The organism is Sphaerotilus montanus (assembly GCF_013410775.1).
GTDB lineage: Bacteria > Pseudomonadota > Gammaproteobacteria > Burkholderiales > Burkholderiaceae_C > Sphaerotilus > Sphaerotilus montanus.
This window is the reverse complement of sequence record NZ_JACCFH010000001.1, coordinates 698,857-721,536: the sequence shown is the minus strand read 5'-3', so window position 1 is coordinate 721,536 and position 22,680 is coordinate 698,857. Positions and strand designations below refer to the sequence as shown.

The following is a 22,680-nucleotide window of genomic DNA, read 5'->3' as shown; positions in this document are numbered from 1 at the left end:
CTGAACACCACGACCCTCGCTGCATGACCCGCTCCGACCTCGTCACCCTGCTGGCCAATCGCTTTGGCCAGCTCACGCACCGCGATGCCGAGTTCGCCGTCAAGACGATGCTCGACGCGATGTCGGACGCGCTCGGAAAAGGTCACCGCATCGAGATCCGTGGTTTCGGCAGCTTCGCGATCAGCCACCGGCCGCCGCGGGTGGGGCGCAATCCCCGCTCCGGCGAGCCGGTCACCATTCCCGAGAAGCTCGTTCCGCATTTCAAGCCGGGCAAGGCCTTGCGCGAGGCTGTCGACCAGCCCTCCGCTGACCGTGCCGAAGGCTGAGCCGACCTTGCGCTGCGCTGTCGGTCCGGCGGCGCACTAGAATCGCATCGCCATGCGATTCCTCTCCTGGCTCTTTCGAGCCGCTGTCTTTTTCATCCTCTTTGCCTTTGCGCTGAACAATCAGCACGAAGCGCAGCTCAAATGGTTCTTCGGCTTCGAGTTCCGCGCACCGATGGTGCTGCTGGTGCTCGTGGTCTTTGCCGCTGGTGCCGTCTTTGGCGTGCTGGCGATGACGCCCAACTGGTGGCGGCAACGCCGTCGCCATGCGGCCCGGCCGGTGCCCGAGAAGTCGGCGGCTGACCCGGTGGTCGCGGCTGCGAACCTGCCCGTGGTGCCTGATGTGCCCCTGAGTACCTCCCCGCGCGATGGAATTTGACCTGCAGTGGCTGCTGCTGGGCTTGCCGCTGGCCTTCGGTTTCGGCTGGCTGGCGTCCCGCTTCGACCTGCGGCAATGGCGGCGCGACGCCGAGTCCTCGCCCCGGGCCTACTTCAAGGGCCTCAACCTGCTGCTCAACGAACAGCAGGACAAGGCCATCGACGCCTTCATCGAGGCCGTCCAGCACGACCCTGGCAGCTCGGACCTGCACTTCGCGCTGGGCAACCTGTTCCGCCGCCGCGGCGAGTACGAGCGGGCGGTGCGCGTGCACCAGCACCTGCTCGCCCGGGCCGATCTGCCCGCAGCCGAGCGCGACCGCGCGCAGCACGCCCTGGCGCAGGACTATCTCAAGGCCGGTCTGTTCGACCGCGCCGAATCCGCCTACAAGGCGCTGGAAGGCACGGCCTTCGCGACCGACGCCCGTCTCGCGCTGCTGACGCTGCACGAGCGCTCGCGCGACTGGAAGTCCGCGATCGAAGTGGCCCGCGGGCTGGAGACCGTGGCGGCCGGCTCGTTCAGCCAGCGCATCGCCCATTACGACTGCGAGCTGGCGCTCGAAGCCGACGCCCGCGGGCAGAGCGACGACGCACTGGCTGCATTGGAAAAGGCCCGCCAGGCCGCTCCCCAGGCTGCCCGTCCTCTGGTGCTGGCGGGTCAGCGCTGCGCCCGACTCGGACAGCATGACCAGGCGCTGGGCTGGTGGCTGCCGCTGGCCAGCGTGCACCCCGGTGCGCTGTCGGTGATCGCCACCGAACTGGCAGCCAGTGCGCTGGCCTGCGGCCGTGGCGACGAGGCGCGGGCCGTGCTGCGCGAACTGCATGCGCGGGCACCGACCTCGGACCTGCTGGCAGCGCTGCTCAAGCTGGATGGGGACGCGCAGTCGCGCCGCCAGCTGCTGCTGACGCACCTGCAGGTGCAGCCGGGGCTCGGTCCGGCGCTGAGCCTGCTGCGCGAGCACGGCCGCGAGCCGCTGGACGTGCAAGAGTTGCAGGCGGTGCAGGTCAGCGTCGCCCAGGCGCTGAAACCCCTGCAGCGCTACCGCTGCGCAGCCTGCGGCTTCGAGGCGCAGCAGTATTTCTGGCAGTGCCCCGGCTGCCACGGCTGGGACACCTTCCCGCCACGCCGTCTCGAAGACCACTGAATCCGCCCGGGGCCATCCCCCATCGGTGTGACCCTTGCGGGGGATGTGGGCGGCACCCGCCATCCGTATCGTGACCCTGCATGTCGCGCACATGAGTCCATGTGCCCATGACCACCAAGGGGAACCACCATGCTGATCCGGAAAATCCTGAGTGTCGTGCTGAGCCTGGCTGCGGCCACCTGTCTGGCTGCGGCCGACATCAACAAGGCCAGCCAGGCCGAGCTGGAGGCGGTGAAGGGCATCGGCCCGGCCATGTCCGGCAAGATCCTCGACGAGCGCAAGAAGGCACCGTTCAAGGACTGGGCCGACGTGATGGAGCGCGTCAAGGGGGTCAAGCAGGCCACGGCGGCCAAGTTTTCCACGGGCGGGCTGACGGTCAACGGCAGCACCTTCGAGCGGGCGGTGGGGGCCCAGGTGGCAGCGGCCACCGTGCCGGCGGCAGAACTCAAGTCCGAGAAGAAGAAGTAAGCCGGGCGGTTTCGGGCGGCGGCTCCACGGCCTGGCGTGGTGTCGCCGCGAGGGCACCGGCCCTGCGGTCCCAGCCGAAAAAGGCCCGCACCTCGTTGCGCTTCGCCTGGGCATCGGCTTCACCGAGGGCAATCAGCTCGCGGGTGTAGCCGGACTCGAACAGCAGGTAGCTGGCAAGCGCCGCACCCCGCGCCGTATCGCCCTGACCAGAGACCCCCACGCCCCGCAGCAGCGCCCGGACGGTGCGTGGCAGGCTGTCCAGGTGCTTGCCGGCCAGGTCGTCCAGACGCTGGCTCGGCGCGATCACCAGTGCTTCGATCGGGCGGAGCGGGGTGCGTGCGAGGGCCTCTGGCGACAGCAGCGCCAGGGTGCTGTTGATGCGCTGCAGGCGTTCGATGTCCACTGCGAGTGCGTCGAGGAAGATGTTGGACAGTGCATGGCCGGCGATCTGCGCCACGCTCGGGTAGCCGCTGATCTCCAGGTGCCCGCCGGGTGGCTCGTGCATGCGACCGGCGCCGACGATCAGCACCCGTTCGGCCCCCAGGTGCACCGCGGGCGAGATGGGGGCCGCCTGTCGCATGGAACCGTCCCCGAACCAGCCAACGCGCTCGTGCACCGGCAGCGAGGTGGCCGGAAACACGAAGGGAATGGCGGCAGACGCCAGCAGGTGCCGCACACCCAGCCGGGTGCGGACCGCCAGGCGCTGCGAGCGGGTCCAGGGCGCGATGTCCTCGTGGCACTCGTAGAAGGTGACGTGCTCGCCGCTGGAATAGCTGGACGCTGTCACGGCCAGCGCATGCAGGTGACCGTCGGCCATCAGCCGCGGCAGCCGGTCGAAGCGCACCATGCGCAGCAGCAGCGCTTCCAGCGGGCTGTTGTCGAGCAGCGAGTGCGGCCGTGCGCGTCGCCACCGGTGCAGCGCCCATCCGAAGGACATCATCGTCAGCCACGGCGCGCCGGTGCGGATGATGCCCAGCGAGTCGGTCCGGTAGACCTGTTCGGAACGGAACTGCGACCAGATGTCGACCACCTCGCTCACGGCGGCGTCGAACCGGTCCGCCTGGCAGGCCAGCGCCGCTGCATTGATGGCGCCGGCGGACGTGCCTGCGATCACCTGGTACGGACTGCTCCGTGGTGCCCCGGCTTCCCGGCCGATGCGGGCAATCGCCTTGAGCACGCCCATCTGGTAGGCCGCCCTGGCGCCACCGCCCGTGAGCAGGAGTCCGATGCGACCGGGTGCGGGTGGCGGTGGGGCGTGCGGGGTGTCCATGCCTGCAGTCTATCGAGCAGGCCCGCACGCCGCGGCGCGGAGATCACCGGTTTCGGCCGTGCAATCAGATTCGGGTCAGCCGTGGGCGCCCGTTGGGTTCAGGTGCGCCAGATGCGCGGGGCATGGGGTTCGAGTTGCCACGCCACGGCCCGCCAGGCATTGCGCACGGCGACCAGGAGTTGCATCGCCGGTTCCACCCGGTCAGCCAGCACGCGCAGCACGACCGTGCGCGCGTGCGGTGCCGTGGCACTGGCCAGACCTGCCAGCGCGGAGGTGCCGATGGCGGCTCGGGCCCGGTCGAGCAGTTCGGTGCGCTGTGCATTCGGCAGTGCCGTGCCTGCGGTGAACCACAGCGTCCCCAGCACCCGGTGACCCGCCCAGCCCACGGGGCTGTCCAGCAGGCGCCGGTCCTCGGCGTCGATCACGGCCTGTTCGAGCCAGACGTCCGGCAATTCCAGTCGCTGGGCATAGCGCCCGCGGTCCCAGTGTTCGTTCGCAGCAGGCAGGCCGAGGGCGAGCAGGTCCCATCCGATCATCTCGGCGCCGGGAGCCAGGTCGAAGCGCAGGTGGTTTTCCGCGATGCACTGCCGATAGGCGATGGTTTCCATCGGCAGCCACTCCAGCCGGGCACCCGGCTCCAGCCGCGCCTGCACCCGCTGCGCGGCGGTCTGTCCGGCGCTGCGGTAGTAACGCGTAGCGCCCGGCGTGGTGATGAGGGCGTGCGTGCCGGACGCGAGTTCGGCATTGATTTCCAGCACGTCGCCACCGACGATGCCCCCCGGCGGATGCACCAGCACATGGTGGCAGACCGCTTCGCCCTCCGGGTAGAGGCGCTGCAGCACCCGCAGCGGGCCGTGGTGCCGGTCCAGCGCGATGGTGCGGCGACCGTCGAGCGAGTATTGAAGGTTCAGGTGTCCGAGCCAGCTCATGGTGCAAGGTGGAGGTGGTGACAAACACGAAAAAAAACCGCCACGAAGGCGGCGGTTTTTCTGCTGGCCCGAGGGCCTGCGGCTGATTACAGCGCGCGGATGTTCGAAGCTTGCAGACCCTTGGGGCCTTGCTTGACTTCGAATTCAACCTTCTGGTTTTCAGCCAGCGAGCGGAAGCCGCCGTTGTTCTTGATTTCGCTGTGGTGGGCGAACAGGTCCTTGCTACCGTCGGCCGGCGTGATGAAGCCGAAGCCCTTGCCGTCGTCGAACCATTTCACGGTGCCAGTTTGGGTCGTACTCATGGATGATGTTCCTTGTTGAGTGGTAAAAAAAATGGAGACACCCTGCGAATACCATGAAGCACACGGCAATCGCTGGGACAGAAACACTCAAGAAACGTCAAACCGGGGATTTGATGACCTGGGCCGGCTCCGCCGATACTGCATCGAGGGCGAAGCGGAAGAGGAGCAAGACCTTCAAGAAACGGTCTTGTGCATGTCTGTGGGCGCAGTGTAGTCGCAGTCCCCGGTTCTTGCTTGAAATTTTTTCAAGCCACCGGCAGCGGGCTGGTCAACGTGTCCGCCAGAAGCGTTCATGGACCTCGGCCAGTTCATCCTCGATGTCCGCCACGGGACCCCAGACGCGGATGGGCTTCTGGCCCCGCGAGAAAACTTCCCGGCAGGGGATGTCGAGCGTCGGGTTCTCCGGATGGCGCCCGGTCATCGAGCGCAGCCGGGTCTCGCTCATGCCATACACCAGCCGGCCTATGCCCGCCCAGTACTGCGTGCCCGCGCACATGCAGCAGGGCTCGACCGTGGTGTAGAGCGTGCAGTCCCACAGCAGGTCGGCGTCGAACTTGGCCGCCGCCTGGCGGGCGATCACCGCCTCGGCGTGGTTGACGCTGTCCACGTTGCCCTGGATCAGCAGCACGGTCTCGTGGTCAGGCGCCACCAGCAGCGCGCCGAAGGGGTGGTGGCCCTGTTCCATCGCGGCGCGGGCGATGTCGGCAGCCTGACGCAGATGCACCAGCATCTGCGCCGTGGTGGGGTCGGGATGGGTGAAGGTGTTCATGCCCTCCATGATGCGCCGGCCAAGGCCTCAATGGGCGTTGGATCCTCGATGGGCCCAGCCCGTGGTGCGCTTTTCCACCACCGAGAAGAACTCGTACATCACCATCGCCATCGCACCCACCACGACCAGCCCTGCGAAGGCCAGCCCCATCTGCATCGAGCTGCCGGCCGAGATCAGCAGGTAGCCGATGCCCTCGTTGGCGGCGGTCATCTCCGACACCGTCGTGCCGACGAAGGCCAGCGTGATCGCCACCTTCAGCGAACCATAGAAATAGGGCAGCGAGCGCGGCAGCCCCACCTTGGTCAGCACGTCCCAGCGCCTGGCCCCGAGCACGCGCAGCACGTCCTCCAGTTCCGGCTCCAGCGTCGCCAGTCCCGTGGCGATGTTCACCATGATCGGGAAAAAGCTGATCAGGAAAGCGGTCAGGATCGCCGGGCCGGCGCCAATGCCGAACCACACCACCAGGATCGGCACGAACGCCGCCTTGGGCAGCGCGTTGAACGCGGTCATCAGCGGGTACACCGCGGTGTAGGCCACCCGCGAGCTGCCGATCAGGAAGCCCAGCAGCACGCCCACCACGATCGACAGCCCGAAGCCGGCCATCGTTACCCAGAACGTGCGCCAGGCGTGGCCGGCGATCGTCGCGCTGTGCTCCTGCAGCGCCGCGCCGATCGCGGCCGGGCTAGGAAAGATGAATTCGGAGACCTTGAACACCGTGCACAGCACCTGCCACAGCAGCAGCACCGCCACCAGCAGGATCCACGGCGACCAGCGCTCCATCGTCTTGGCGTTCATTGCGCGATCTCCACGGGACTGGCTGCGGCTGCGGGCTGGCGCATCGCGCCGATGTGGCCGCGCAGCTCATGCACGATGCTGGTGAATTCCGGGGTGTAGGTGATCTCCAGGTCGCGTGGCCGCGGCAGGTCGATCTCGCGCTTGACGACGAAGCGCCCCGGGCTCTTGCTCATGACATAGACCGTGTCCGCCAGGAAGACACTCTCGCGCAGGTCGTGCGTGACGAGGATGACGTTGAACTTCTGCACCGCCTGCAGGTCGCGCAGCGCGCACCACAACTCCTCGCGCGTGAACGCGTCCAGCGCACCGAAGGGCTCGTCCAGCAGCAGCAGCTTCGGCTCGTGCACCAGCGCGCGGCAGATCGACGCCCGCTGCTGCATCCCGCCCGAGAGCTGCCACGGAAACTTGTCCTCGTAGCCGCCCAGGCCCACGCTCTGCAGCAGCTTGCGCGCCTTCTCGGTGTACTCGGCCTTCTTCTGCTTGAAGGACGACCGGTAGGGCTCGACGATCTCCAGCGGCAGCAGCACGTTCTCCACCGTCGTGCGCCACGGCAGCAGGCTCGGCGCCTGGAACGCCATGCCGGTGATCTTCAGCGGGCCGGTCACCGGCTGGCCGTCGATCACCACGCGGCCCTTGCTCGGGCGCTTCAGGCCGGTGGCCAGCTTCATGAAGGTGGACTTGCCGCAGCCGGACGGCCCGACGATGGCGATGAACTCGCCTTCGCCCACCTGCAGGTTGATGTTCTCCACCGCGAACTGCTCCTTGGCGAGCAGCTCGTCGTTGTAGGCGAGCCAGACATCCTGGAAATCGACGAAGGCGGTCATGCGCGACGACCTCGGCTTACTTCTTCGCCGCGGCGAAGAGGTTGCGGTCGGCAGCGGACGGCAGGAAGCTGCCGTTCCACACCGCGTCGGCCTTGACACGCTCCTTGGTGCCGAAGGCGTCCGAGACCTGGCTGGCCATCAGCGACAGGCGCGGGCCCTTGACCTCACCGAAGCCCTCGGCCTTGGCGTCCGGTGTCAGCACGGTCGCGTCGAGGGCCAGCTTCAGGCGGCGCAGCTCCAGCTCGCTGTTGATGATGCCGTCGCGGGCCTTGACGGTCTCGATGCCGCCCTTGGGGTCGGCGATCACGTCCTTCACGCCCTTGGTGAACGCGCGCAGGAAGGCCTTGATCGCTTCCGGGTTCTTCTTGACGAACTCCTCGCTGGCGATGATCGCGTTGCCGTAGAGCTTCACGCCGTACTGCGGGTAGGGCAGGACGACCACGTCCTCGACCTTGACGCCACGCGCTTCGAGGTTGAGCAGCGAGGTGAAGGAAAAGCCGGTGATGGCGTCGATGTCGCCACGCACCAGCATGGTCTCGCGCAGCGGCGGGTCCATCGCGGTCCAGGCGACATTGCTGACACCGTTGGCCTTGGCGAAGATCGGCCAGGCCTTGCGACCGGCGTCGAACACCGGGGCGCCGAGCTTCTTGCCATTCAGGTCGGCGGGGGTCTTGATGCCGCTCTTCTTGAGCGCGAGCACCGCCGCCGGCGTGTTGTTGTAGACCATCATCACCGCGACCGGCTTGTTCGGTGCGGTCGGGTTGTTGGCGTGGAACTCCATCAGCGCCGCCAGATCCGCGAAGCCCATGTCATAGGTGCCGGAGGCGACGCGGGTCACCGTGCCGCCCGAGCCGTTGCCGGCGTCGATGGTGACGTTGAGCTTCTCGTCCTTGAAGAAGCCCTTGGTGGCGGGCACCTGGAACAGCGCCGCCGGTCCCTCGAAGCGCCAGTCGAGCTGGAACTTGATCGGCGTTTCCTGTGCCTGAACGGCCAGCGGCAGCGTGCCCAGCATGGAGGCGCAGGCGAGCACCAGCATGGTGCGGCGGATCGGCGAGTGGTGGTGCATCGTGTACTCCAGATCGTATACAGTTTGGTGGACAGCACGGGAAAGCAGGTTGCATGCCAGATTCAGCCCGAGGACGGTGCCAGGGCGCTGGCCAGATCGTGGATGCGCGGGTTCAGGCTGAGATTGCGCTCGACGCTGCCGATGTGGTCCTCCATCAGCGCGACGGCGGCGTCCGCATCGTGGCGGGCGAGGGCCTCGACGATGGCGACATGCTCGTCCTGCGAGTGCTCGGCCGAGTGCGAGGACTGGTACATCAGCGAGATCAGCGACGAGCGCGAGAGCAGGTCGGCGAGCAGCTGCGCCAGCACCTCGTTGCCGAGCTGGCGGGCGAGCACCACGTGGAAATCGGCCAGCAGCCGCGTGCGGCCCGGCACGTCGGTGCGCAGCACGGCTTCGCGTTCGGCGACGAGGTGGGCGCGCAGCTCGTCGATCTGGGCCGGCGTGATGTCGGCGGCGAGCTGGCGCACGAGCGCGGTCTCCAGCATCTGCCGCACCGCGAAGACCTGCCGCGCCTCCTCGACGCTCGGTTGGGCGACGAAGGCGCCGCGTGCGGGCTCCAGCGTGATGAGGCGGTCGCGGCTGAGCTGCATCAGCGCCTGCCGCACGAGGGTGCGCGAGACCTTGAAGATGTCGGCGATCGGCTGCTCGGCGAGCTTGGTGCCGGGCATCAGGCGGCGCTCGACGATGGCGGCGGTGATGGCGTCGACGATGCGCTGCGTCGTGCTGGTGACGTGCTCGTCGGCCGGTGCGGAGGGGTGGTCGGCGGCGGGCGATCCGCGGCCGGGTTGCAGGGCATTCGGCGTCAGGGGAGGGCTGTGGTGCATGGTCGATCGCCGGTGTACGTTGTATCCTGAGGTGTTCATCCCAGTGTATACACGCGCCGCAAGCGTGTGCAATCGGGTCCTCCATGCTCCATCTGCTCAACCTGTTCGCTGCGATCGCCCTGCTGGTCTGGGCGACGCAGATCGTCCGCACCGGGGTGCTGCGCCTGTTCGGCGAGAGTCTGCGCCGCGTGCTGGCGGTCAGCATGGCGGCGTGGCCCGGGGCCATGCTGGCCGGGGCGGCGGTGACCTGCGTGGTGCAGTCGAGCACGGCGACCGCGCTGATCGTGTCGTCCTTTGTCGGGCAGGGGCTGGTGGCGACGGCGCCCGCGCTGGTGGTGATGCTGGGTGCGGATGTCGGCACCAGCCTGATGGCGCTGGTGTACTCGTTCGACCTGTCGTGGCTGTCGCCGGCGCTGATCTTCTGCGGCGTCGTGCTGCACCTGTCGCGCGAGAAGACCACCGCCGGCCGCCTCGGGCAGATCGCCATCGGCCTCGGGCTGATCACGCTGGCGCTGCAGCTCATCGTCGAGAGCACGCAGCCGCTGGTCGAGGCGCCGCTGGTGCGGGCGCTGCTGGTGTCGCTGCCCAATGACCTGACGCTGGAGCTGATCGTCGGTGCCGTGCTGGCGATCGTGTCGTATTCGAGCCTGGCGGTCGTGCTGCTGGTGGGCACGCTGGCGCAGGAGGGGCTGGTGCCGGTGGCGACTGCGCTCGGGCTGGTGCTGGGCGCCAACCTGGGGCGGGCGCTGGTGGCGGTGCTGTCGGTGTCGCGTTCGGACATCGTGACGCGGCGGCTGCCGATGGGCTCGCTGCTGCTGCGCAGTCTGGCGTGTGCGACGGTGGCGCCGTTCATGGGGCTGTTCCATGTCTGGCTGCAGCAGTGGGTGCCGGAGGTGCTGCTGCAGGTGGTGGTCTTCAACCTCGCGTTCAATGCCGCGCAGGCGCTGCTGTTCGTGCCGCTGACCGGGCCGCTCGCCCGCCTGCTGGAGCGCTGGATGGCCCCCGCCCCGCTCACCGACGACCGCACGCCGCGCCACCTGGACCCGCTGGTGCTGACCTCGCCGTCCCTGGCGTTGAGCTGCGCGGCGCGCGAGGCCTTGCGCCAGGCGGACGCGGTCGAGACCATGCTGCGCGGCATCCAGCCGGTGCTGCGCGACAACGACCTCGACCAGGCCGAGCGCCTGCGCCAGATGGACGACGTGGTGGACGGGCTCTACACGGCGATCAAGCTCTACCTGACGCGCATTTCCCGCCAGCCGCTGTCCGAGCGTGAAAGCCAGCGCTGGACCGAGATCGTTTCCTTCACCATCAACATGGAGCAGATCGGCGACATCATCGAGCGCGTGCTGCAGGACATCGAGGACAAGAAGATCCGCAAGCAGCGCCGCTTCTCGGACGCCGGCATGGCCGAGATTATCCACCTGCACGAGCGGCTGATGGCCAACCTGCGGCTCGGCATGAGCGTCTTCCTCGACGGCCATCCGCGCGACGCGCAGAAGCTGCTGGAAGAGAAGGCCCTCTTCCGGGAGCTGGAACACGCCTACGCGGCCAACCACCTCGGCCGGCTCAAGGACAACACCGCCGAGAGCATCGAGACCAGCTCGCTCCACCTCGACCTGATCAGCGATCTGAAGCGCATCAACTCGCACATCTGCTCGATCGCGTACCCGATCCTGGAGCCGACCGGGGCGCTGGCGCAGACGCGGCTGCGGCCGTCGCGGGTGGGTGGGCTGGACGATGTGCGGGGGTGAGGCGCCCATGAGAATCACGGTGACTCTGGACGATGCGCTGTACGAACAGGCCCTCGAAATGGCGGACCCGGACATGGACAAGGCCGATCTCATCCGGGAGGCCCTCAAGACTTTCGTGCGGGTGCAGGCGGTCAAGCGGCTGACCGCACTGGGTGGTGTGTCGCCTGACATGCCGGAGGTGCCACGCCGCGGCGAAGAGTCGGTCCAGTGACCAGACTCAGCTCACCACGCTACCGGAGGTGATGGCGCTGATCGAGCGGGAGAAGCTGTACGGGCTGGGGTGCGGCTTGGTGTGCAGTACCAGGCTGTTTCGCATTGAGACTGATCTGAGACCATCGACAAGTTCCTGCGAAACAAGTGTTCCTGGTTCAGCTCGCCAGCGGAAAGAGTAGCGAATCTCATGATCTACGACGCCCATTCCAGCGCCCTGTATGCCGATGACGGTACCTTCCTGCACACCGTCTACTGCCCGATGGCGCTGACGCCTGACCAACTCGACGCGCTCTATCCCGATTCCGGTGACCGCCACTGTCACCAGTGCAAGCGCCGCATCCACCGCCTGGACGGGCTGAGCGACGAGCAGGCCAAGGCGCTGTTCCGCGCCGATCCGCGGGCCTGCATCTTCTCCACCGAGAAGGCGCGCAACATCGTCTTCCTGCACCGCCGCGAGCAGCGCGAGGGCAATCGGGAAGGGCTGCCGGTCATTCGGACGGCACGGAATCTGCCGGCGATGAAAGCCGCGCACCAGCAAGGATTCCGGCTGCTGCTGCGCGAGGTCGGTACTGCGCCGGAAGAGGGGGAGATCAAGTACATCGTCTACCAGCACCGGCACACGGGCGAGATCTGGTGGAGCAGTGATCTGCGCGACGCCTATCCGATCGAACGCTGGTCGGATCAGGATCCGGAAGCGTGGGAGCTGGTCAAGAACTGGTTCTACGCCCGGTCAGACCAGCCTTTCCCGCTGGCGGCTTATCTCATTCCGAAGGATCTGCCTCCGCACACGTCGGTGTTCATCGAGGACGTGATCGAGGATGAGCGCCTGATGTCCTGGAACCAGGGTAACTCGGAGCGCATCCATGCGACGGAGGGGTTCTGGACGGGGTCGGCACTGCGGTTGGGATCGTTCGCCGTCGAGATACTGCCACCGGCGAGAACGGGCTGAACGTGGGTGCTGCCGGGTGGCGGTGTCCAGCAACTCGGTGGCCATCATCAAGACGTTTGTGAGGCCGAACGCCGCGTATCAGGGCAGAGCGGTCTGATGCACGGGTTGCGCCACCAGACGCACGCCCAACGCTGCGCAGACTCGATTGATCGTGTCGAAACGCGGAAATGCGTCGGCGCGCAGGGCTTTGTAGAGGGCTTCGCGCGTGATGCCGGAGGCTTTGGCGATCTCGCTCATGCCTCTGGCGCGGGCAATGTCGCCCAGCGCAGCCGCCAGCAAGGCGGAATCGTTCGCTTCCAGAATGTCGGTCAGATAGGCGGCGATGGCAGCTTCGCTGTCCAGATAGGGCGCGGCGTCGAATTCGGGCAGCTCGTCCACGTTGATGCGTGCGGTCATGGTCATTTCCTTGGTCAGTCCAACTGTTGAGCCAGTGCCTTGGCGCGTCGGATGTCGGCCGGCTGGCTGCGCTTGGATCCGCCCGCCAGCAACACGATCACTTGCTGGCCGCGTTGCACAAAGTACACCCGCCAACCCGCTCCGGCATGGATGCGCAGCTCCGAGACGCCGTCTCCAACCGGAGCGACATCCCCCATCAGCCCCAGCGAAAGTCGCCGGATGCGCGCTGCGACGATGCCACGAACCGCTGCATCTGGCAGAGATTCCATCCAGCGTGTGAACTCCGGGAGCGGCTTGATCGAGAGCATGGTGAACTGTAATCATTCGATTACAAGTGGTCAACCTGCAACGACATCACGAACCTCGATTCGTCGCCTTGTCGCCCATGCGAGATCAGCTCGGGCTGACGGTCGGCGGCGGCACGGGTTGCCGCTCCACCTGCTCCAGCGTCGGATCGAGACAGGCCCACGTCGGCGCGCTGCTGGTCCAGATGTTCATCGTCGGCTGGACGGACGAGGGATCGTCCAGCGCGCCCACGCGCACGACGGTGAATTGCGGGCGTGCTGACGAGTTGGCGAACAGCAACGAGCCGCAGGTCGGGCAGAACCGGCGCCGCATGGTGTTGCCGCTGTCGGCGGTGCTGGTGTATTCGCTGGTCGGGCCGTCGATGTCGAGGGCGGCGGTCGGCACCATGATGTTGACCGTGCCGTTTGCCGCCAGATGCTGGCAGTCGCGGCACCAGCAGATTCTGGTCGCGACCGGTTCAGCCGAGAGGCGGAAGCGGACGGCGCCGCAGAGGCATTTTCCGAGGCGGGTGGGCATATGTTTTCTAGGAAGTTGCAAGTAACGTTTGGGCTAGGCGTCACCGCCAGTCCGCAGGATCGCATTTCTGTCCTTCGGACTCGAACCGACGAAGTTCGTGAAAGCTAGACGACTTCTCCTTGATCTCTGCCCACGCTCGTGCAAATGCCGGTAGTGCAAGGTTATTTCCGATTCCAGTGCGCCAACTCTTCCAAACCTCTAGGCTGATGCGCCCGCGCTGCCTCAGACTTACCTGTTCGTTTGATAGGTCAATATAGTGAAAAAGTTCGTCAAACGCTTCCTGATACTCCTGCTCCGACAATTCTTCGCCTAGCATTGCCTTCGGCTTTAGTCGGGTGGCTAGTTCTCGATACTCCTTGCCTAGAGCGTCTTCGAACTGGAGTTGTGCAATTTCTCGACTGGTCTTCAGTTGACCCCGTGCGTACCAAACGCCGACTGCCGCAACGATTGCTGCAATTGCGGAAACGGACGACGCTGTAGCACTAACGATGTCAGTGGTTTCGGACATGGGGAGTGCGGCCTCTTATGACGACTACCGTAAAGTTAGGGGTCAGTTTGGCGCGCGATCGCATTGATTTTCTCCGCGAGGAGCCGAGGGGTTAGTTCCCGAGCATCGATGTACATCTTTGATTGAAGAAGCATCGGGACGATCGTGGGTCTAAACAGGACAGGCACGACGCGGGCAGCGTCGCTTCTCGATCTGCTGATGGCAACTCCGATCTCGACGTTTGCCCAACTTGAAGCGACGTAGTCAGGAGTGAGGCAAAGGACCAAGAGCGGCGACTCGTGGAGTGCCCGCTCAATCTCCTCCATCCAGTGAGCGCCGGCTTGAATCTCCTGGTCCATCCATACAGATAAGCCCAGCTTCCTCAGTTCCGCCGCCACTGGCGCAACTCGGGCCGCATCTCGATGTGAGTAAGACAGATAGATGTCAGACATGAGGCGTTCCCCACGCTTGAACTCTTTGTGCAAGCTCCGAGAAGTATGATTCAATGTTGTTCAACTCAACAGAATCAATTCGCTTGAGCGCGACTGGGGTGTATTGATCTGTGGAGATATCTTCCTTCCTTACTCCGTAGAGTGCCCCAACGATCCGCTTCCTAGCACCGAGGAACATGCCAATCTCCAGCCAGACGTACTTTCTGTCGCTTGCGGTTGGGGTGAAGAGAACCAGCATCTCGGTGCAATCGGCAGCAGCTGTGATGATTCGGTCCTCGAAGTCGTCACCATGGTGAATGTGTTCGCAGTCAAGAAAAGTGTCCGCGCCGACTGCTCGAACCTGAGCCTCGATCTGTCGTGCGACCCAAGCATCCGTTGATGCGTGAGAGATGAAGACGCGTGGTCTGTTGCGCATCGTCTGTTGGGAAGTGATTTCTGACGCCTAATATATTATCGACGCATCGCTTTGATGGCGAAACAGCCGTGAGGCTGAGTATCAACTCGCCAGCAAAAAATCGCAAATCCCTTTCGCCGTTGAGTTTTTTCTGGCTCCTGCATGGTTCTCCATCCGTATAAATAGCCTAAAACCAACTGTTACCTGCTGAACGCGATACGCCGCCGCAAGGCCACTTAGCATACCCAATCTGCTATTTTCAGTCCACGCCCACCAACCCCACCGCCAACCGATCATGCCGCTCCACCAGCGGCCCCAGATCCACCGTCGTCAACGCCCCCTCGCGCACCAGCACCCGCCCCCCGACGATGTTCCACGCCACCGACGGACTCGCGCACAGCAGCAGCGCCGCCAGCGGGTCATGCACCGCGCCGCCGGCCATCGCCAGCCCGCCCGTGGGCCAGAGCACCAGATCGGCCGCCATCCCCACCGACAGGTGCCCGATGTCATCCCGGCCCAGCACCTTCGCGCCGCCCCGCGTGGCGATTTCCAGCGCATCCCGCGCCGTCATCTCCGCCGGCCCGAGGTCGCAGCCGTAGCGCAGCACGCCGCCCGCGTCCCTCTCCGGCGGCTGCATCGCCCGCCCGACCCGCGCCAGCAGCAGCGCCTGACGCGCCTCGTTCAACAGGTGCGCCGCATCGTTGCTCGCGCTGCCGTCCACGCCGAGGCCGACCGGCACGCCCGCGTTCAGCATCCGCCGGATCGGCGCGATGCCCGAGGCCAGCCGCATGTTGCTGCACGGGCAGTGCGCGACCCCCGTGCCGGTCGCGGCGAAGCGGGCCAGGCCGTGCGCGTCGAGCTTGACGCAGTGCGCGTGCCACACGTCCTCGCCCAGCCAGCCGACGCTCTCGGCGTACTCCGTGGGCGTCATGCCGAACTTGAACTGGCTGTAGGCGAGGTCGTGGTCGTTCTCGGCCAGGTGGGTGTGCATCCGCGCGCCGAGGCTGCGGGCCAGCGCCGCCGAGTCGCGCATCAGCTCCCGGCTGACCGAGAACGGCGAACACGGCGCCGCCACCACGCGCAGCCGGCTGTAGCGGCCGTTGTCGTTGTAGGTCTCGATCAGCCGCTGCGTGTCGGCCAGGATCGCCTCCTCACGCTCGACGAGGTGGTCCGGCGGCAACCCGCCCGCCGACTCGCCCACGCTCATGCTGCCCCGCGCGGCGTGGAAGCGCATGCCGACCTGCTGCGCCGCCTCGATCTGGTGGTCGAGCGTGACGCCGTTCGGGTAGATATACAGGTGGTCCGAACTCGTCGTGCAGCCCGACAGCAGCAGCTCGGCCATGGCGACCTGCGTCGAGACCTGCACCATCTCCGGCGTCAGCCCGGCCCAGATCGGGTAGAGCGTCTTCAACCAGCCGAACAGCTCGGCGTTCTGCGCGGCGGGCACGGCGCGGGTGAGCGACTGGTACATGTGGTGGTGCGTGTTCACCCGCCCCGGCGTGACGACATGGCCCCGCGCGTCGATCACCTCCCCAAAGGCGCGCACCTCGTCGAGCACCTGCGCCGGCACTTCGCCCGCCGCGTAGACCGCCGCGATCTGCTCGCCACGGATCAGCAGGCTCGCGCCGCGCAGCTCGCGGCGGGTGTCGTCGAAGGTGGCGATCAGGTCGGCCTGATGCACCAGCAGGAGGGGGGCGTGCGGGGTGTTCATGGATTCATTGTTGTCCACAATGCGCCCATGAACACCACCCTGACCGCCCTCGAAACCCCCGCGCTCCTGCTCGACGCGCCGCGCCTGCACGCCAACATCGCCCGCATGAAAACGCGCATGGCCGCGCTCGGTGTCACGCTGCGCCCGCACGTGAAGACCGCCAAGTGCATCGAGGTCGCCCGGGCCACGGACGGCGAGGGCGCGCCACCCGGCCCGATCACGGTGTCGACGCTGCGCGAGGCCGACCAGTTCGCCGACCACGGCTGGACCGACATCACCTACGCGGTCGGCCTGACGCCGAACAAGTGTGCCCATGTGCGCCGGCTGCTCGACCGGGGCGTGGCGCTGACGGTGATCCTCGACAGCGTGGACGCGGCGCGGGCGCTGTCGGCGGCGTCCGCAGACTGGCCGACGCCGGTGGCGGTGCTGATCGAGATCGACACCGACGGCCAGCGCGCCGGCTTGCCGCCCGAGGCCCCCGAGCTGCTCGACATCGCTGCGGCGCTGGTCGGGCCGGGTGTGCGGCTGCGCGGCGTGCTGACCCATTGCGGCGGGTCGTACCACTGCCACGGCGCCGAGGCGCTGCGCGCGATGGCCGAGCAGGAACGCGCCGGGGCCGTGCGCGCGGCCGAGCGGCTGCGGGCGGCCGGCTTCGACGCGCCGGTGGTCAGCGTCGGCGCCACGCCGACGGCGCTGTTCGCCGAGCGGCTCGACGGCGTGACCGAGGCGCGGCCCGGCGTGTTCGTCTTCCATGACCTGATGATGGAAGCGCTGGGCGTGTGCAGCGTCGACGAGATCGCCGTCTCGGTGCTCACCAGCGTGATCGGCCACCGCCGCGACCGGGGCTGGACGCTGGTGGATGCGGGCTGGATGGCGCTGTCGCGCGACCGCGGGCTGGCGGGGGAGTTCACCGACCACGGACTCGGTCTCGTCTGCGATGCCGATGGCCAGCCGATCGGCGGCGGCGACTGGATCGTGGCCGCGGCGAACCAGGAGCATGGCCTGATCGCCCACCGCAGCGGCGACACGGCCCGCCTGCTCGACGTGCCGGTGGGCACGCTGCTGCGCATCCTGCCGCAGCATGTCTGCGCGACGGCGGCCCAGCACCCGGCTTATGCGGTGGTCGATGCGGACGGGCAGGTGCGGGCGCGCTGGCCGCGGTTCATGGGCTGGTAACGGACCGGGCAGCGGACCGAACAGGGGCCTGAACGCAGGCCTGTTTGTTCGGACAGCCGCAGGGGGTATCCCTACGCTCGGGGGACGCCGAGTGTCGTCACCCCATGCCAGAACTTGAATCCTTTTCGCTGGACCCCGCCAGCCCGTCCGACTGGTCCGCCGTGCGGGCGCAGGGCCACCGCATGCTCGACGACCTGTTCGACCATCTGGCGCAGATCCGCGAGCGGCCGGTCTGGCAGCCGATCCCGGCCGAGGTGCGGGCCGCGTTCGACGCACCGCTGCCGGCCGCGCCTGTCGCGCTGGCCGAGGCGCACGGGCGCTTCATGACCCAGGTGCTGCCCTACGCGGTCGGCAACACGCACCCGCGCTTCATGGGCTGGGTGCATGGCGGGGGCACGGTCGAAGGCATGCTGGCCGAGATGCTGGCCGCCGGTCTGAACGCCAACCTCGGCGGACGCGACCAGATGCCGCTCGAAGTCGAGCGCCAGATCGTGCGCTGGATGCGCGACCTGTTCGCATTCCCCGCCACCGCGGGCGGGCTGCTGGTCACCGGCTCGTCGATGGCCAACCTGATCGGCGTGCTCGTGGCGCGCACGCGGGCGCTCGGCGTCGGCTCGCGCGAGACCGGCGTGGCCGACCCGTCGCTGGGCCGCCCCCTCGTCGCCTACACCGCCGCCAGCGCGCACGGCTGTGTCGCGCAGGCCTTTGCCATCAGCGGGCTGGGCACGCAGGCGCTGCGCCACGTGCCGGTCGATGCCGACCACCGCATGGACCTGGTGGCGCTGGAGTCGCTGATCGCCGCGGACCGGGCCGCCGGCCTGCGCCCCTTCCTCGTCGTCGGCACGGCCGGCACGGTGGACACGGGCGCCGTGGACGATCTGGACGCGCTCGCCACCGTGGCCGAGCGGCAGCAGATGTGGTTCCACGTCGATGGCGCGTTCGGCGCGCTGGGCATGCTCGCGCCGGAGATCGCGCCGCGGCTGCGCGGCATCGAACGCGCCGACTCGATCGCGCTCGACTTCCACAAGTGGGGCCAGGTGCCCTACGACGCCGGCTTCATCCTCGTGCGCGACCAGGCCGACCAGCTCGCCGCCTTCGCCTCGCCCGCGGCCTACCTCGCGCGCCATCCGCGCGGGCTGGCCGCCGGCTCGCCGTGGCCCTGCGACCTCGGCCCGGACCTGTCGCGCGGCTTCCGCGCCCTCAAGGTCTGGTTCACGCTCGTCACCCACGGCACCGAGCGGCTCGGCGCCGCCATCGGCCATTCCTGCCGGCTGGCGCAGCGGTTGAAGGACCGCATCGACGCCCACCCCCTGCTGGAACGGCTGGCGCCGGTGGCGCTGAACATCGTCTGCTTCCGCTACGCCGATCCCGCCAGCGGGCTGAGCGCCGCACAGGTCGACCGCCTCAACACCGAACTGGTCGCCGATCTGCAGGAGTCCGGCATCGCCGTGCCGTCCACGACCACGGTCGGCGGCCGCACCGCCATCCGCGTCGCGCTGGTCAACCACCGCACCGTGGCGTCCGACCTCGATGTCCTGCTCGATGCCGTGCTGCGCCTGGGTGCGCGCCGCGTTCGACTGGCCGCCACCACCCGTCTGCCTGATCCCTCGTTCCCTCTCGAGACCACACCATGAACATGCCCTGCATCGAGTTCCAGCCCCGTGCCACCACCGCTGTCGCGCTTCCCCCGCTGATGGGTCTGGCCCGCCTGATGGCGATGGCCTTCCAGGGCACCGACCTCATCCCGCTGGCCCAGACCCTCATCGCGCGCGCCACCGACGACGAACACGACGCCAACGCGCTGATGGACCTGTCGACCATCCTGCTGTTGCAGGGCCTGCGCGAGGTGGGGCTCGCCACCCAGGACCAGGCGATCGACTGCCACCGGGTCTACCATCTGCCCGCCGACCACGCACCCGCGCTGCGCCTGCTGGCGGTGATGACCCCCGGTGACCTGATGACCAACGCGCCGCTGGCGTTTCTCGCCGAACGCTCGGACGTGGCGCTGACCATGCTCTACGTGCGGCCCGGCGAAGCGCTGCCGACCTGGTTGCCACCGCACGACGCGCTGTGGATCGCGGTGTCCGAGTCCGATCCGGTGCGGGGCCTGCTCGAAGACCTGTCGCAGGCGTGCACGGGCTGGGGGCCGTCCGTGATCAACCATCCCGACCGCACGCTGCGCACGGCGCGTACCGAGGCCTGTGCCGTGCTGCAGGGCGTGCCGGGCCTGTACATCCCCGACACCATCCGTGCCAACCGGTCGATGCTGCAGCAACTGGTGCGTTGCGAGGCCGCACCATCCCGCTGGCTATCGGATGGGGACTGGCCGCTCATCGTCCGGCCGGTCGACTCCCACGCCGGTCACGGTCTGGAGAAGGTGTCCTCGCCCTGCGCACTGGCGCAGTACCTCGCCACGATGCCGGATGCCGAGTTTTTCCTGTCCCCCTTCATCGACTACGCCAGCGCCGACGGGCAGTTCCGCAAATTCCGCGTCGTGCTGGTGGACGGGGTTCCCTACGCCGTGCACCTCGGCGTGTCCTCGCACTGGATGGTGCATTACCTCAACGCCGGCATGACCGAGTGCGCCGCCAAGCGTGCCGAGGAGGAGCGCTTCATGGCCGACTTCGACACCGGCTTCGCCCGCCGCCACGCTGCGGCGCTGCAGGGCATCAGCGAACGCATCGGCCTGGACTACCTCGTCATCGACTGCGCCGAGATGCCGACGGGCGAGCTGCTCGTGTTCGAGGTGGACCCCGGCGCGGCGGTGCACTCCATGGATCCGCCCGATCTGTTCCCCTACAAGCGGCCGGCGATGGAGAAGGTGCGTGCGGCCTTCCGCGCCCTGCTGGGCCGCGCGGTCGCGGCGCGTTCGGCATCACCCGCCTGAGGGACTGGTCGCATGCACATGACCGCTGCACAGGCCCTCACCGAGGGGGGCGATGCCCGCATCACGCTGGGCGGCGCGGGGGCCAATGCCTATGGCTGCCCGCCGCATCCGGATCCCGGACTGGTGGCGCTCGGCTCCTCGACGGCATCGGTGATCTCCGGGGCCGCCTTCGAGGCGGTCACTGCGCTGTGCATCCGGCTGCACCAGCGGCCCGCAGGCCATGCCGCCGAGGCGGCCCGCCTGCGGCGCGCGCTGCTGCAGATCAGCGGCGCCGACACCGTGCCCGGCACCGAGGTGGTGCTGGCCGCCTCCGGCACCGATCTGCACCTCTTCGCCACCCAGCTGGCTGCGCGCGAGCCCGGCGTGGCCGTGCAGGCCGTGATGGCCGAGGCCACCGAGACGGGCAGTGGGGTGCCCGCCGCGCTGGCGGGGCGCCACTTCGCGGCCGGCACCTGCCAGGGGCAGGCGGTGTCCCGGGGGGCGCCGATCTCGGCGCAGACGCCGTGCGAGCCGCTGGAGATCGCGCTGCGCCATCCGGACGGCACGCTGCGCAGCGCGGACACGGTCGATGCCGATGTCGCGGACGCGGTGGAGCAAGTGCTCCGCGCCGGGCGCCGCTGCCTGCTGGTGCTGACGGATCTGTCCAAGACGGGCCTGCTCGCGCCGTCGGTGGCCTGTGCTGCCCGGCTGCAGCAGCGCCACGGGGACCGGCTGGAGGTGCTGGTCGATGCCTGCCAGTACCGGCTGGCTCCCGCGTCGCTGGCCGACTATCTGGCGCAGGATTTCATGGTGGCGATCACGGGGTCCAAGTTTGTCACCGGACCGGCCTTCTGCGGTGCGCTGCTGCTGCCGCCCGCGCTGGCCCGCCGCACGCGCAAGCGCCCGCTGCAGGCCCTGCGCCTCTATACCGCCCGCAGCTTCTGGCCGGACCACTGGCCGGCCGCCGAGGTGCTGGACGACGAACCCAACCCCGGCCTGCTGCTGCGCTGGCAGGCCGCGCTGGTGGAGCTGCAGCGCTTTCGCGCGGTGCCGGAGCCGCTCGTCGACCGCTTCCTGCAGGGCTGGGGACAGGCCGTGGGCGAGCGGCTGCGCTCGGACGCGACCTTCGGGGTGGTGCCGGTCGCGCCGCTCGACGGCGCGCGGGGTGGCCGCTGGTCCGGTGGCCGCTGGGACCGGCACCAGACCATCTTCCCCTTCCTCGTCTACCGCCGTGGCGCGGACGGTCGCCGCACGCCGCTGCGCCTGAGCGAGATGGTGGATCTGCACCGCGCGCTGGCGCAGGGCGATGCGGGCGTCGGTGATCCACCGCTGGCCGCGATGCGCTTCCAGCTCGGTCAGCCGGTCGCCTGTGGCCAGCGTGACGGGCAGCCCGTCAGTGCATTGCGCCTGTGTGCCAGCGCCCGCACGGTGGTGGATGCCGCCCGGTCGCCACAGGGGCGCGCCGAGGCGGTGGCGCAGGCGATGGCGGCGCTGGACAAGGTGCGCTGGCTGGTGCAGCGTATGCGGTAAGTCGCCGCTGCCCGTGGTACTGCAAGACCAGAATTTGTCAGATTCTGAACACGCGCATGGGGCGGAATCTTGCTGCAGCGCGCGGCTCAGGTGGAGGTCAGCCCGCAAATACCTCGACCGACACCCCGAACCGCCGCGCCAGCGCCTTGACCTGCCGCAGATTCAGCGCCCGCTTGCCGGCCAGCACGGCTGACACCACGCTCTGTGCCCCCACCTCCGGCAACTGCGACTGCGTCAACCCGTGCTCGACCATCAACTCGTGCAGCAACTCGTGCGGCGCCAGCGGCTGCGCCGGCCAGGGGTGGACACGGTCTTCGTACTCGCGGATGCGATCCGCCAGCACATCGACCAGCGCCCCCATCGGGCCGGACTCCAGCCCCGGCACGTCGTCCATGAGCTGATCGACCACCTCCAGCAACTGTGCGTAGTGCGCCTCGTCGCGGATTGGTCCGCCGAGGCCTAGTGTTTCGTGCAGGGCAACCCAGTGGGAAGCAATGTCGGACAGGTTCATTTCCAGGCTCCTTGATCGTACTCGGCGTGGGTGAGAACTGCCTTGATCCAGACCGTCTTCACCTTGTAGGCAATCGACGCGATCAGCCGGTACTTGTTGCCACCGATGTTGAACACGTACAGATCGCCCACCTTGTCCACGCCGGGGAAGGCGGTGCGCAAGTCCGCGAAGCGCGCAAAGCTGCCCTTTTCGATCTTCAGCCGAAAGGCGCGCAACGGGTTGTCAGCGTCCGGGTGATGAACCACAAACTCGCGCAAGGTCTTGTTGGAGATCAGCTTCATCGGCATGGATCAAATTTATAGCAATTTGCTATTTTTTGCCAGTGCCTTGGC

The 22,680-nt window shown here is 67.8% G+C and carries 28 protein-coding genes; 11 read left to right on the top strand and 17 right to left on the bottom strand.

What is annotated here, in order from left to right; all coding sequences use genetic code 11:
• The first annotated feature begins 23 nt into the window (after positions 1-23).
• The 4 genes from BDD16_RS03130 (at position 24) to BDD16_RS03115 (ending at position 2,311) form a co-directional block, all read left to right on the top strand.
• On the top strand, positions 24-326 hold the full coding sequence (locus BDD16_RS03130; protein ID WP_179632597.1) for an integration host factor subunit beta: 303 nt from the start codon (positions 24-26) through the stop codon (positions 324-326).
• A gap of 52 nt (positions 327-378) precedes the next feature.
• Positions 379-702 carry a LapA family protein gene (locus tag BDD16_RS03125; protein WP_179632596.1) on the top strand — a complete coding sequence of 108 codons (324 nt, stop codon included), beginning with the start codon at positions 379-381 and terminating at the stop codon, positions 700-702.
• A complete protein-coding gene (gene lapB / locus BDD16_RS03120; RefSeq protein ID WP_179632595.1) occupies positions 692-1,843 on the top strand; it encodes a lipopolysaccharide assembly protein LapB in 1,152 nt (383 codons plus the stop codon). The genes BDD16_RS03125 and lapB overlap by 11 nt, the downstream gene beginning before the upstream one ends.
• 129 nt (positions 1,844-1,972) lie before the next feature.
• On the top strand, positions 1,973-2,311 hold the full coding sequence (locus BDD16_RS03115; protein ID WP_246332452.1) for a ComEA family DNA-binding protein: 339 nt from the start codon (positions 1,973-1,975) through the stop codon (positions 2,309-2,311).
• Here BDD16_RS03115 and BDD16_RS03110 read toward each other — a convergent pair.
• The 8 genes from BDD16_RS03110 to BDD16_RS03075 all read right to left on the bottom strand — a co-directional run bounded on the left by BDD16_RS03110 (position 2,289) and on the right by BDD16_RS03075 (position 9,090).
• Entirely contained in the window at positions 2,289-3,581 is a 1,293-nt protein-coding gene (locus BDD16_RS03110; protein ID WP_179632594.1) for a patatin-like phospholipase family protein, read from the bottom strand. The genes BDD16_RS03115 and BDD16_RS03110 overlap by 23 nt on opposite strands.
• A 98-nt stretch (positions 3,582-3,679) precedes the next feature.
• Positions 3,680-4,510 (bottom strand): urease accessory protein UreD, encoded by an 831-nt coding sequence (locus BDD16_RS03105; protein ID WP_179632593.1) that lies wholly within the window; start codon positions 4,508-4,510, stop codon positions 3,680-3,682.
• Positions 4,511-4,596: 86 nt separating this feature from the next.
• Positions 4,597-4,812, bottom strand: a complete 216-nt coding sequence (locus BDD16_RS03100; RefSeq protein ID WP_179632592.1) for a cold-shock protein — start codon at positions 4,810-4,812, stop codon at positions 4,597-4,599.
• 268 nt (positions 4,813-5,080) lie between these two features.
• The gene (locus BDD16_RS03095) at positions 5,081-5,581 is read right to left on the bottom strand and encodes a nucleoside deaminase (RefSeq protein WP_179632591.1); all 501 of its coding nucleotides are present in this window, start codon (positions 5,579-5,581) and stop codon (positions 5,081-5,083) included.
• 27 nt (positions 5,582-5,608) lie between these two features.
• The gene (locus BDD16_RS03090) at positions 5,609-6,376 is read right to left on the bottom strand and encodes an ABC transporter permease (protein WP_179632590.1); all 768 of its coding nucleotides are present in this window, start codon (positions 6,374-6,376) and stop codon (positions 5,609-5,611) included.
• A complete protein-coding gene (locus BDD16_RS03085; protein ID WP_179632589.1) occupies positions 6,373-7,200 on the bottom strand; it encodes an ABC transporter ATP-binding protein in 828 nt (275 codons plus the stop codon). Before BDD16_RS03085 ends, BDD16_RS03090 begins: the two co-directional genes overlap by 4 nt.
• Positions 7,201-7,216: 16 nt before the next feature.
• Positions 7,217-8,236, bottom strand: a complete 1,020-nt coding sequence (locus BDD16_RS03080; RefSeq protein ID WP_246332677.1) for an ABC transporter substrate-binding protein — start codon at positions 8,234-8,236, stop codon at positions 7,217-7,219.
• Between the two features lie 92 nt (positions 8,237-8,328).
• On the bottom strand, positions 8,329-9,090 hold the full coding sequence (locus tag BDD16_RS03075) for a GntR family transcriptional regulator (RefSeq protein WP_179632587.1): 762 nt from the start codon (positions 9,088-9,090) through the stop codon (positions 8,329-8,331).
• 83 nt (positions 9,091-9,173) lie between these two features.
• On the opposite strand from BDD16_RS03075, the gene BDD16_RS03070 reads away from it, so the two are divergent.
• From BDD16_RS03070 to BDD16_RS03060, 3 genes are all read left to right on the top strand, one after another.
• A complete protein-coding gene (locus BDD16_RS03070; RefSeq protein ID WP_179632586.1) occupies positions 9,174-10,841 on the top strand; it encodes a Na/Pi cotransporter family protein in 1,668 nt (555 codons plus the stop codon).
• Between the two features lie 7 nt (positions 10,842-10,848).
• Complete coding sequence (locus tag BDD16_RS03065) at positions 10,849-11,052, top strand: type II toxin-antitoxin system VapB family antitoxin (RefSeq protein WP_179632585.1); 204 nt, start codon at positions 10,849-10,851, stop codon at positions 11,050-11,052.
• A gap of 189 nt (positions 11,053-11,241) precedes the next feature.
• Complete coding sequence (locus tag BDD16_RS03060) at positions 11,242-12,003, top strand: hypothetical protein (protein WP_179632584.1); 762 nt, start codon at positions 11,242-11,244, stop codon at positions 12,001-12,003.
• Between the two features lie 78 nt (positions 12,004-12,081).
• Here BDD16_RS03060 and BDD16_RS03055 read toward each other — a convergent pair whose 3' ends face one another.
• From BDD16_RS03055 to BDD16_RS03025, 7 genes are all read right to left on the bottom strand, one after another.
• Entirely contained in the window at positions 12,082-12,399 is a 318-nt protein-coding gene (locus tag BDD16_RS03055) for an addiction module antidote protein (protein WP_218897677.1), read from the bottom strand.
• Between the two features lie 14 nt (positions 12,400-12,413).
• Positions 12,414-12,707 (bottom strand): type II toxin-antitoxin system RelE/ParE family toxin, encoded by a 294-nt coding sequence (locus BDD16_RS03050; RefSeq protein ID WP_179632582.1) that lies wholly within the window; start codon positions 12,705-12,707, stop codon positions 12,414-12,416.
• Between the two features lie 85 nt (positions 12,708-12,792).
• Positions 12,793-13,221 (bottom strand): GFA family protein, encoded by a 429-nt coding sequence (locus tag BDD16_RS03045; protein ID WP_179632581.1) that lies wholly within the window; start codon positions 13,219-13,221, stop codon positions 12,793-12,795.
• A gap of 40 nt (positions 13,222-13,261) precedes the next feature.
• A complete protein-coding gene (locus tag BDD16_RS03040; RefSeq protein ID WP_179632580.1) occupies positions 13,262-13,729 on the bottom strand; it encodes a hypothetical protein in 468 nt (155 codons plus the stop codon).
• Between the two features lie 35 nt (positions 13,730-13,764).
• Positions 13,765-14,160: a toll/interleukin-1 receptor domain-containing protein gene (locus BDD16_RS23375; RefSeq protein WP_179632579.1), complete on the bottom strand. Its 396-nt coding sequence runs from the start codon at positions 14,158-14,160 to the stop codon at positions 13,765-13,767.
• The gene (locus BDD16_RS03030; RefSeq protein WP_179632578.1) at positions 14,153-14,575 is read right to left on the bottom strand and encodes a toll/interleukin-1 receptor domain-containing protein; all 423 of its coding nucleotides are present in this window, start codon (positions 14,573-14,575) and stop codon (positions 14,153-14,155) included. Before BDD16_RS03030 ends, BDD16_RS23375 begins: the two co-directional genes overlap by 8 nt.
• A gap of 238 nt (positions 14,576-14,813) precedes the next feature.
• A complete protein-coding gene (locus BDD16_RS03025; protein ID WP_179632577.1) occupies positions 14,814-16,265 on the bottom strand; it encodes an 8-oxoguanine deaminase in 1,452 nt (483 codons plus the stop codon).
• Between the two features lie 27 nt (positions 16,266-16,292).
• Here BDD16_RS03025 and BDD16_RS03020 point away from each other — a divergent pair, with 27 nt between their 5' ends.
• From BDD16_RS03020 to BDD16_RS03005, 4 genes are all read left to right on the top strand, one after another.
• Positions 16,293-17,441 (top strand): alanine racemase, encoded by a 1,149-nt coding sequence (locus BDD16_RS03020; protein ID WP_179632576.1) that lies wholly within the window; start codon positions 16,293-16,295, stop codon positions 17,439-17,441.
• Positions 17,442-17,545: 104 nt separating this feature from the next.
• Positions 17,546-19,075 carry a pyridoxal phosphate-dependent decarboxylase family protein gene (locus BDD16_RS03015; protein WP_179632575.1) on the top strand — a complete coding sequence of 510 codons (1,530 nt, stop codon included), beginning with the start codon at positions 17,546-17,548 and terminating at the stop codon, positions 19,073-19,075.
• Complete coding sequence (locus tag BDD16_RS03010) at positions 19,072-20,328, top strand: ATP-grasp domain-containing protein (RefSeq protein WP_246332450.1); 1,257 nt, start codon at positions 19,072-19,074, stop codon at positions 20,326-20,328. The genes BDD16_RS03015 and BDD16_RS03010 overlap by 4 nt, the downstream gene beginning before the upstream one ends.
• A 12-nt stretch (positions 20,329-20,340) precedes the next feature.
• The gene (locus BDD16_RS03005) at positions 20,341-21,837 is read left to right on the top strand and encodes a hypothetical protein (protein WP_179632574.1); all 1,497 of its coding nucleotides are present in this window, start codon (positions 20,341-20,343) and stop codon (positions 21,835-21,837) included.
• A 97-nt stretch (positions 21,838-21,934) separates the two neighbouring features.
• Here BDD16_RS03005 and BDD16_RS03000 read toward each other — a convergent pair whose 3' ends face one another.
• Positions 21,935-22,348, bottom strand: a complete 414-nt coding sequence (locus BDD16_RS03000) for a helix-turn-helix domain-containing protein (protein WP_179632573.1) — start codon at positions 22,346-22,348, stop codon at positions 21,935-21,937.
• The gene (locus BDD16_RS02995) at positions 22,345-22,635 is read right to left on the bottom strand and encodes a type II toxin-antitoxin system HigB family toxin (RefSeq protein ID WP_246332449.1); all 291 of its coding nucleotides are present in this window, start codon (positions 22,633-22,635) and stop codon (positions 22,345-22,347) included. Before BDD16_RS02995 ends, BDD16_RS03000 begins: the two co-directional genes overlap by 4 nt.
• Positions 22,636-22,680: the final 45 nt, after the last annotated feature.

What these genes read in the sequence shown, in the direction of transcription:
- BDD16_RS03130 (WP_179632597.1), top strand. Translation starts at nt 24, where the DNA reads ATGACCCGCTCCGACCTCGTCACCCTGCTGGCCAATCGCTTTGGCCAG.
- BDD16_RS03125 (WP_179632596.1), top strand. Translation starts at nt 379, where the DNA reads ATGCGATTCCTCTCCTGGCTCTTTCGAGCCGCTGTCTTTTTCATCCTC.
- lapB (WP_179632595.1), top strand. Translation starts at nt 692, where the DNA reads ATGGAATTTGACCTGCAGTGGCTGCTGCTGGGCTTGCCGCTGGCCTTC.
- BDD16_RS03115 (WP_246332452.1), top strand. Translation starts at nt 1,973, where the DNA reads ATGCTGATCCGGAAAATCCTGAGTGTCGTGCTGAGCCTGGCTGCGGCC.
- BDD16_RS03110 (WP_179632594.1), bottom strand. Translation starts at nt 3,581, where the DNA reads ATGGACACCCCGCACGCCCCACCGCCACCCGCACCCGGTCGCATCGGA.
- BDD16_RS03105 (WP_179632593.1), bottom strand. Translation starts at nt 4,510, where the DNA reads ATGAGCTGGCTCGGACACCTGAACCTTCAATACTCGCTCGACGGTCGC.
- BDD16_RS03100 (WP_179632592.1), bottom strand. Translation starts at nt 4,812, where the DNA reads ATGAGTACGACCCAAACTGGCACCGTGAAATGGTTCGACGACGGCAAG.
- BDD16_RS03095 (WP_179632591.1), bottom strand. Translation starts at nt 5,581, where the DNA reads ATGAACACCTTCACCCATCCCGACCCCACCACGGCGCAGATGCTGGTG.
- BDD16_RS03090 (WP_179632590.1), bottom strand. Translation starts at nt 6,376, where the DNA reads ATGAACGCCAAGACGATGGAGCGCTGGTCGCCGTGGATCCTGCTGGTG.
- BDD16_RS03085 (WP_179632589.1), bottom strand. Translation starts at nt 7,200, where the DNA reads ATGACCGCCTTCGTCGATTTCCAGGATGTCTGGCTCGCCTACAACGAC.
- BDD16_RS03080 (WP_246332677.1), bottom strand. Translation starts at nt 8,236, where the DNA reads ATGCTGGTGCTCGCCTGCGCCTCCATGCTGGGCACGCTGCCGCTGGCC.
- BDD16_RS03075 (WP_179632587.1), bottom strand. Translation starts at nt 9,090, where the DNA reads ATGCACCACAGCCCTCCCCTGACGCCGAATGCCCTGCAACCCGGCCGC.
- BDD16_RS03070 (WP_179632586.1), top strand. Translation starts at nt 9,174, where the DNA reads ATGCTCCATCTGCTCAACCTGTTCGCTGCGATCGCCCTGCTGGTCTGG.
- BDD16_RS03065 (WP_179632585.1), top strand. Translation starts at nt 10,849, where the DNA reads ATGAGAATCACGGTGACTCTGGACGATGCGCTGTACGAACAGGCCCTC.
- BDD16_RS03060 (WP_179632584.1), top strand. Translation starts at nt 11,242, where the DNA reads ATGATCTACGACGCCCATTCCAGCGCCCTGTATGCCGATGACGGTACC.
- BDD16_RS03055 (WP_218897677.1), bottom strand. Translation starts at nt 12,399, where the DNA reads ATGACCGCACGCATCAACGTGGACGAGCTGCCCGAATTCGACGCCGCG.
- BDD16_RS03050 (WP_179632582.1), bottom strand. Translation starts at nt 12,707, where the DNA reads ATGCTCTCGATCAAGCCGCTCCCGGAGTTCACACGCTGGATGGAATCT.
- BDD16_RS03045 (WP_179632581.1), bottom strand. Translation starts at nt 13,221, where the DNA reads ATGCCCACCCGCCTCGGAAAATGCCTCTGCGGCGCCGTCCGCTTCCGC.
- BDD16_RS03040 (WP_179632580.1), bottom strand. Translation starts at nt 13,729, where the DNA reads ATGTCCGAAACCACTGACATCGTTAGTGCTACAGCGTCGTCCGTTTCC.
- BDD16_RS23375 (WP_179632579.1), bottom strand. Translation starts at nt 14,160, where the DNA reads ATGTCTGACATCTATCTGTCTTACTCACATCGAGATGCGGCCCGAGTT.
- BDD16_RS03030 (WP_179632578.1), bottom strand. Translation starts at nt 14,575, where the DNA reads ATGCGCAACAGACCACGCGTCTTCATCTCTCACGCATCAACGGATGCT.
- BDD16_RS03025 (WP_179632577.1), bottom strand. Translation starts at nt 16,265, where the DNA reads ATGAACACCCCGCACGCCCCCCTCCTGCTGGTGCATCAGGCCGACCTG.
- BDD16_RS03020 (WP_179632576.1), top strand. Translation starts at nt 16,293, where the DNA reads ATGAACACCACCCTGACCGCCCTCGAAACCCCCGCGCTCCTGCTCGAC.
- BDD16_RS03015 (WP_179632575.1), top strand. Translation starts at nt 17,546, where the DNA reads ATGCCAGAACTTGAATCCTTTTCGCTGGACCCCGCCAGCCCGTCCGAC.
- BDD16_RS03010 (WP_246332450.1), top strand. Translation starts at nt 19,072, where the DNA reads ATGAACATGCCCTGCATCGAGTTCCAGCCCCGTGCCACCACCGCTGTC.
- BDD16_RS03005 (WP_179632574.1), top strand. Translation starts at nt 20,341, where the DNA reads ATGCACATGACCGCTGCACAGGCCCTCACCGAGGGGGGCGATGCCCGC.
- BDD16_RS03000 (WP_179632573.1), bottom strand. Translation starts at nt 22,348, where the DNA reads ATGAACCTGTCCGACATTGCTTCCCACTGGGTTGCCCTGCACGAAACA.
- BDD16_RS02995 (WP_246332449.1), bottom strand. Translation starts at nt 22,635, where the DNA reads ATGCCGATGAAGCTGATCTCCAACAAGACCTTGCGCGAGTTTGTGGTT.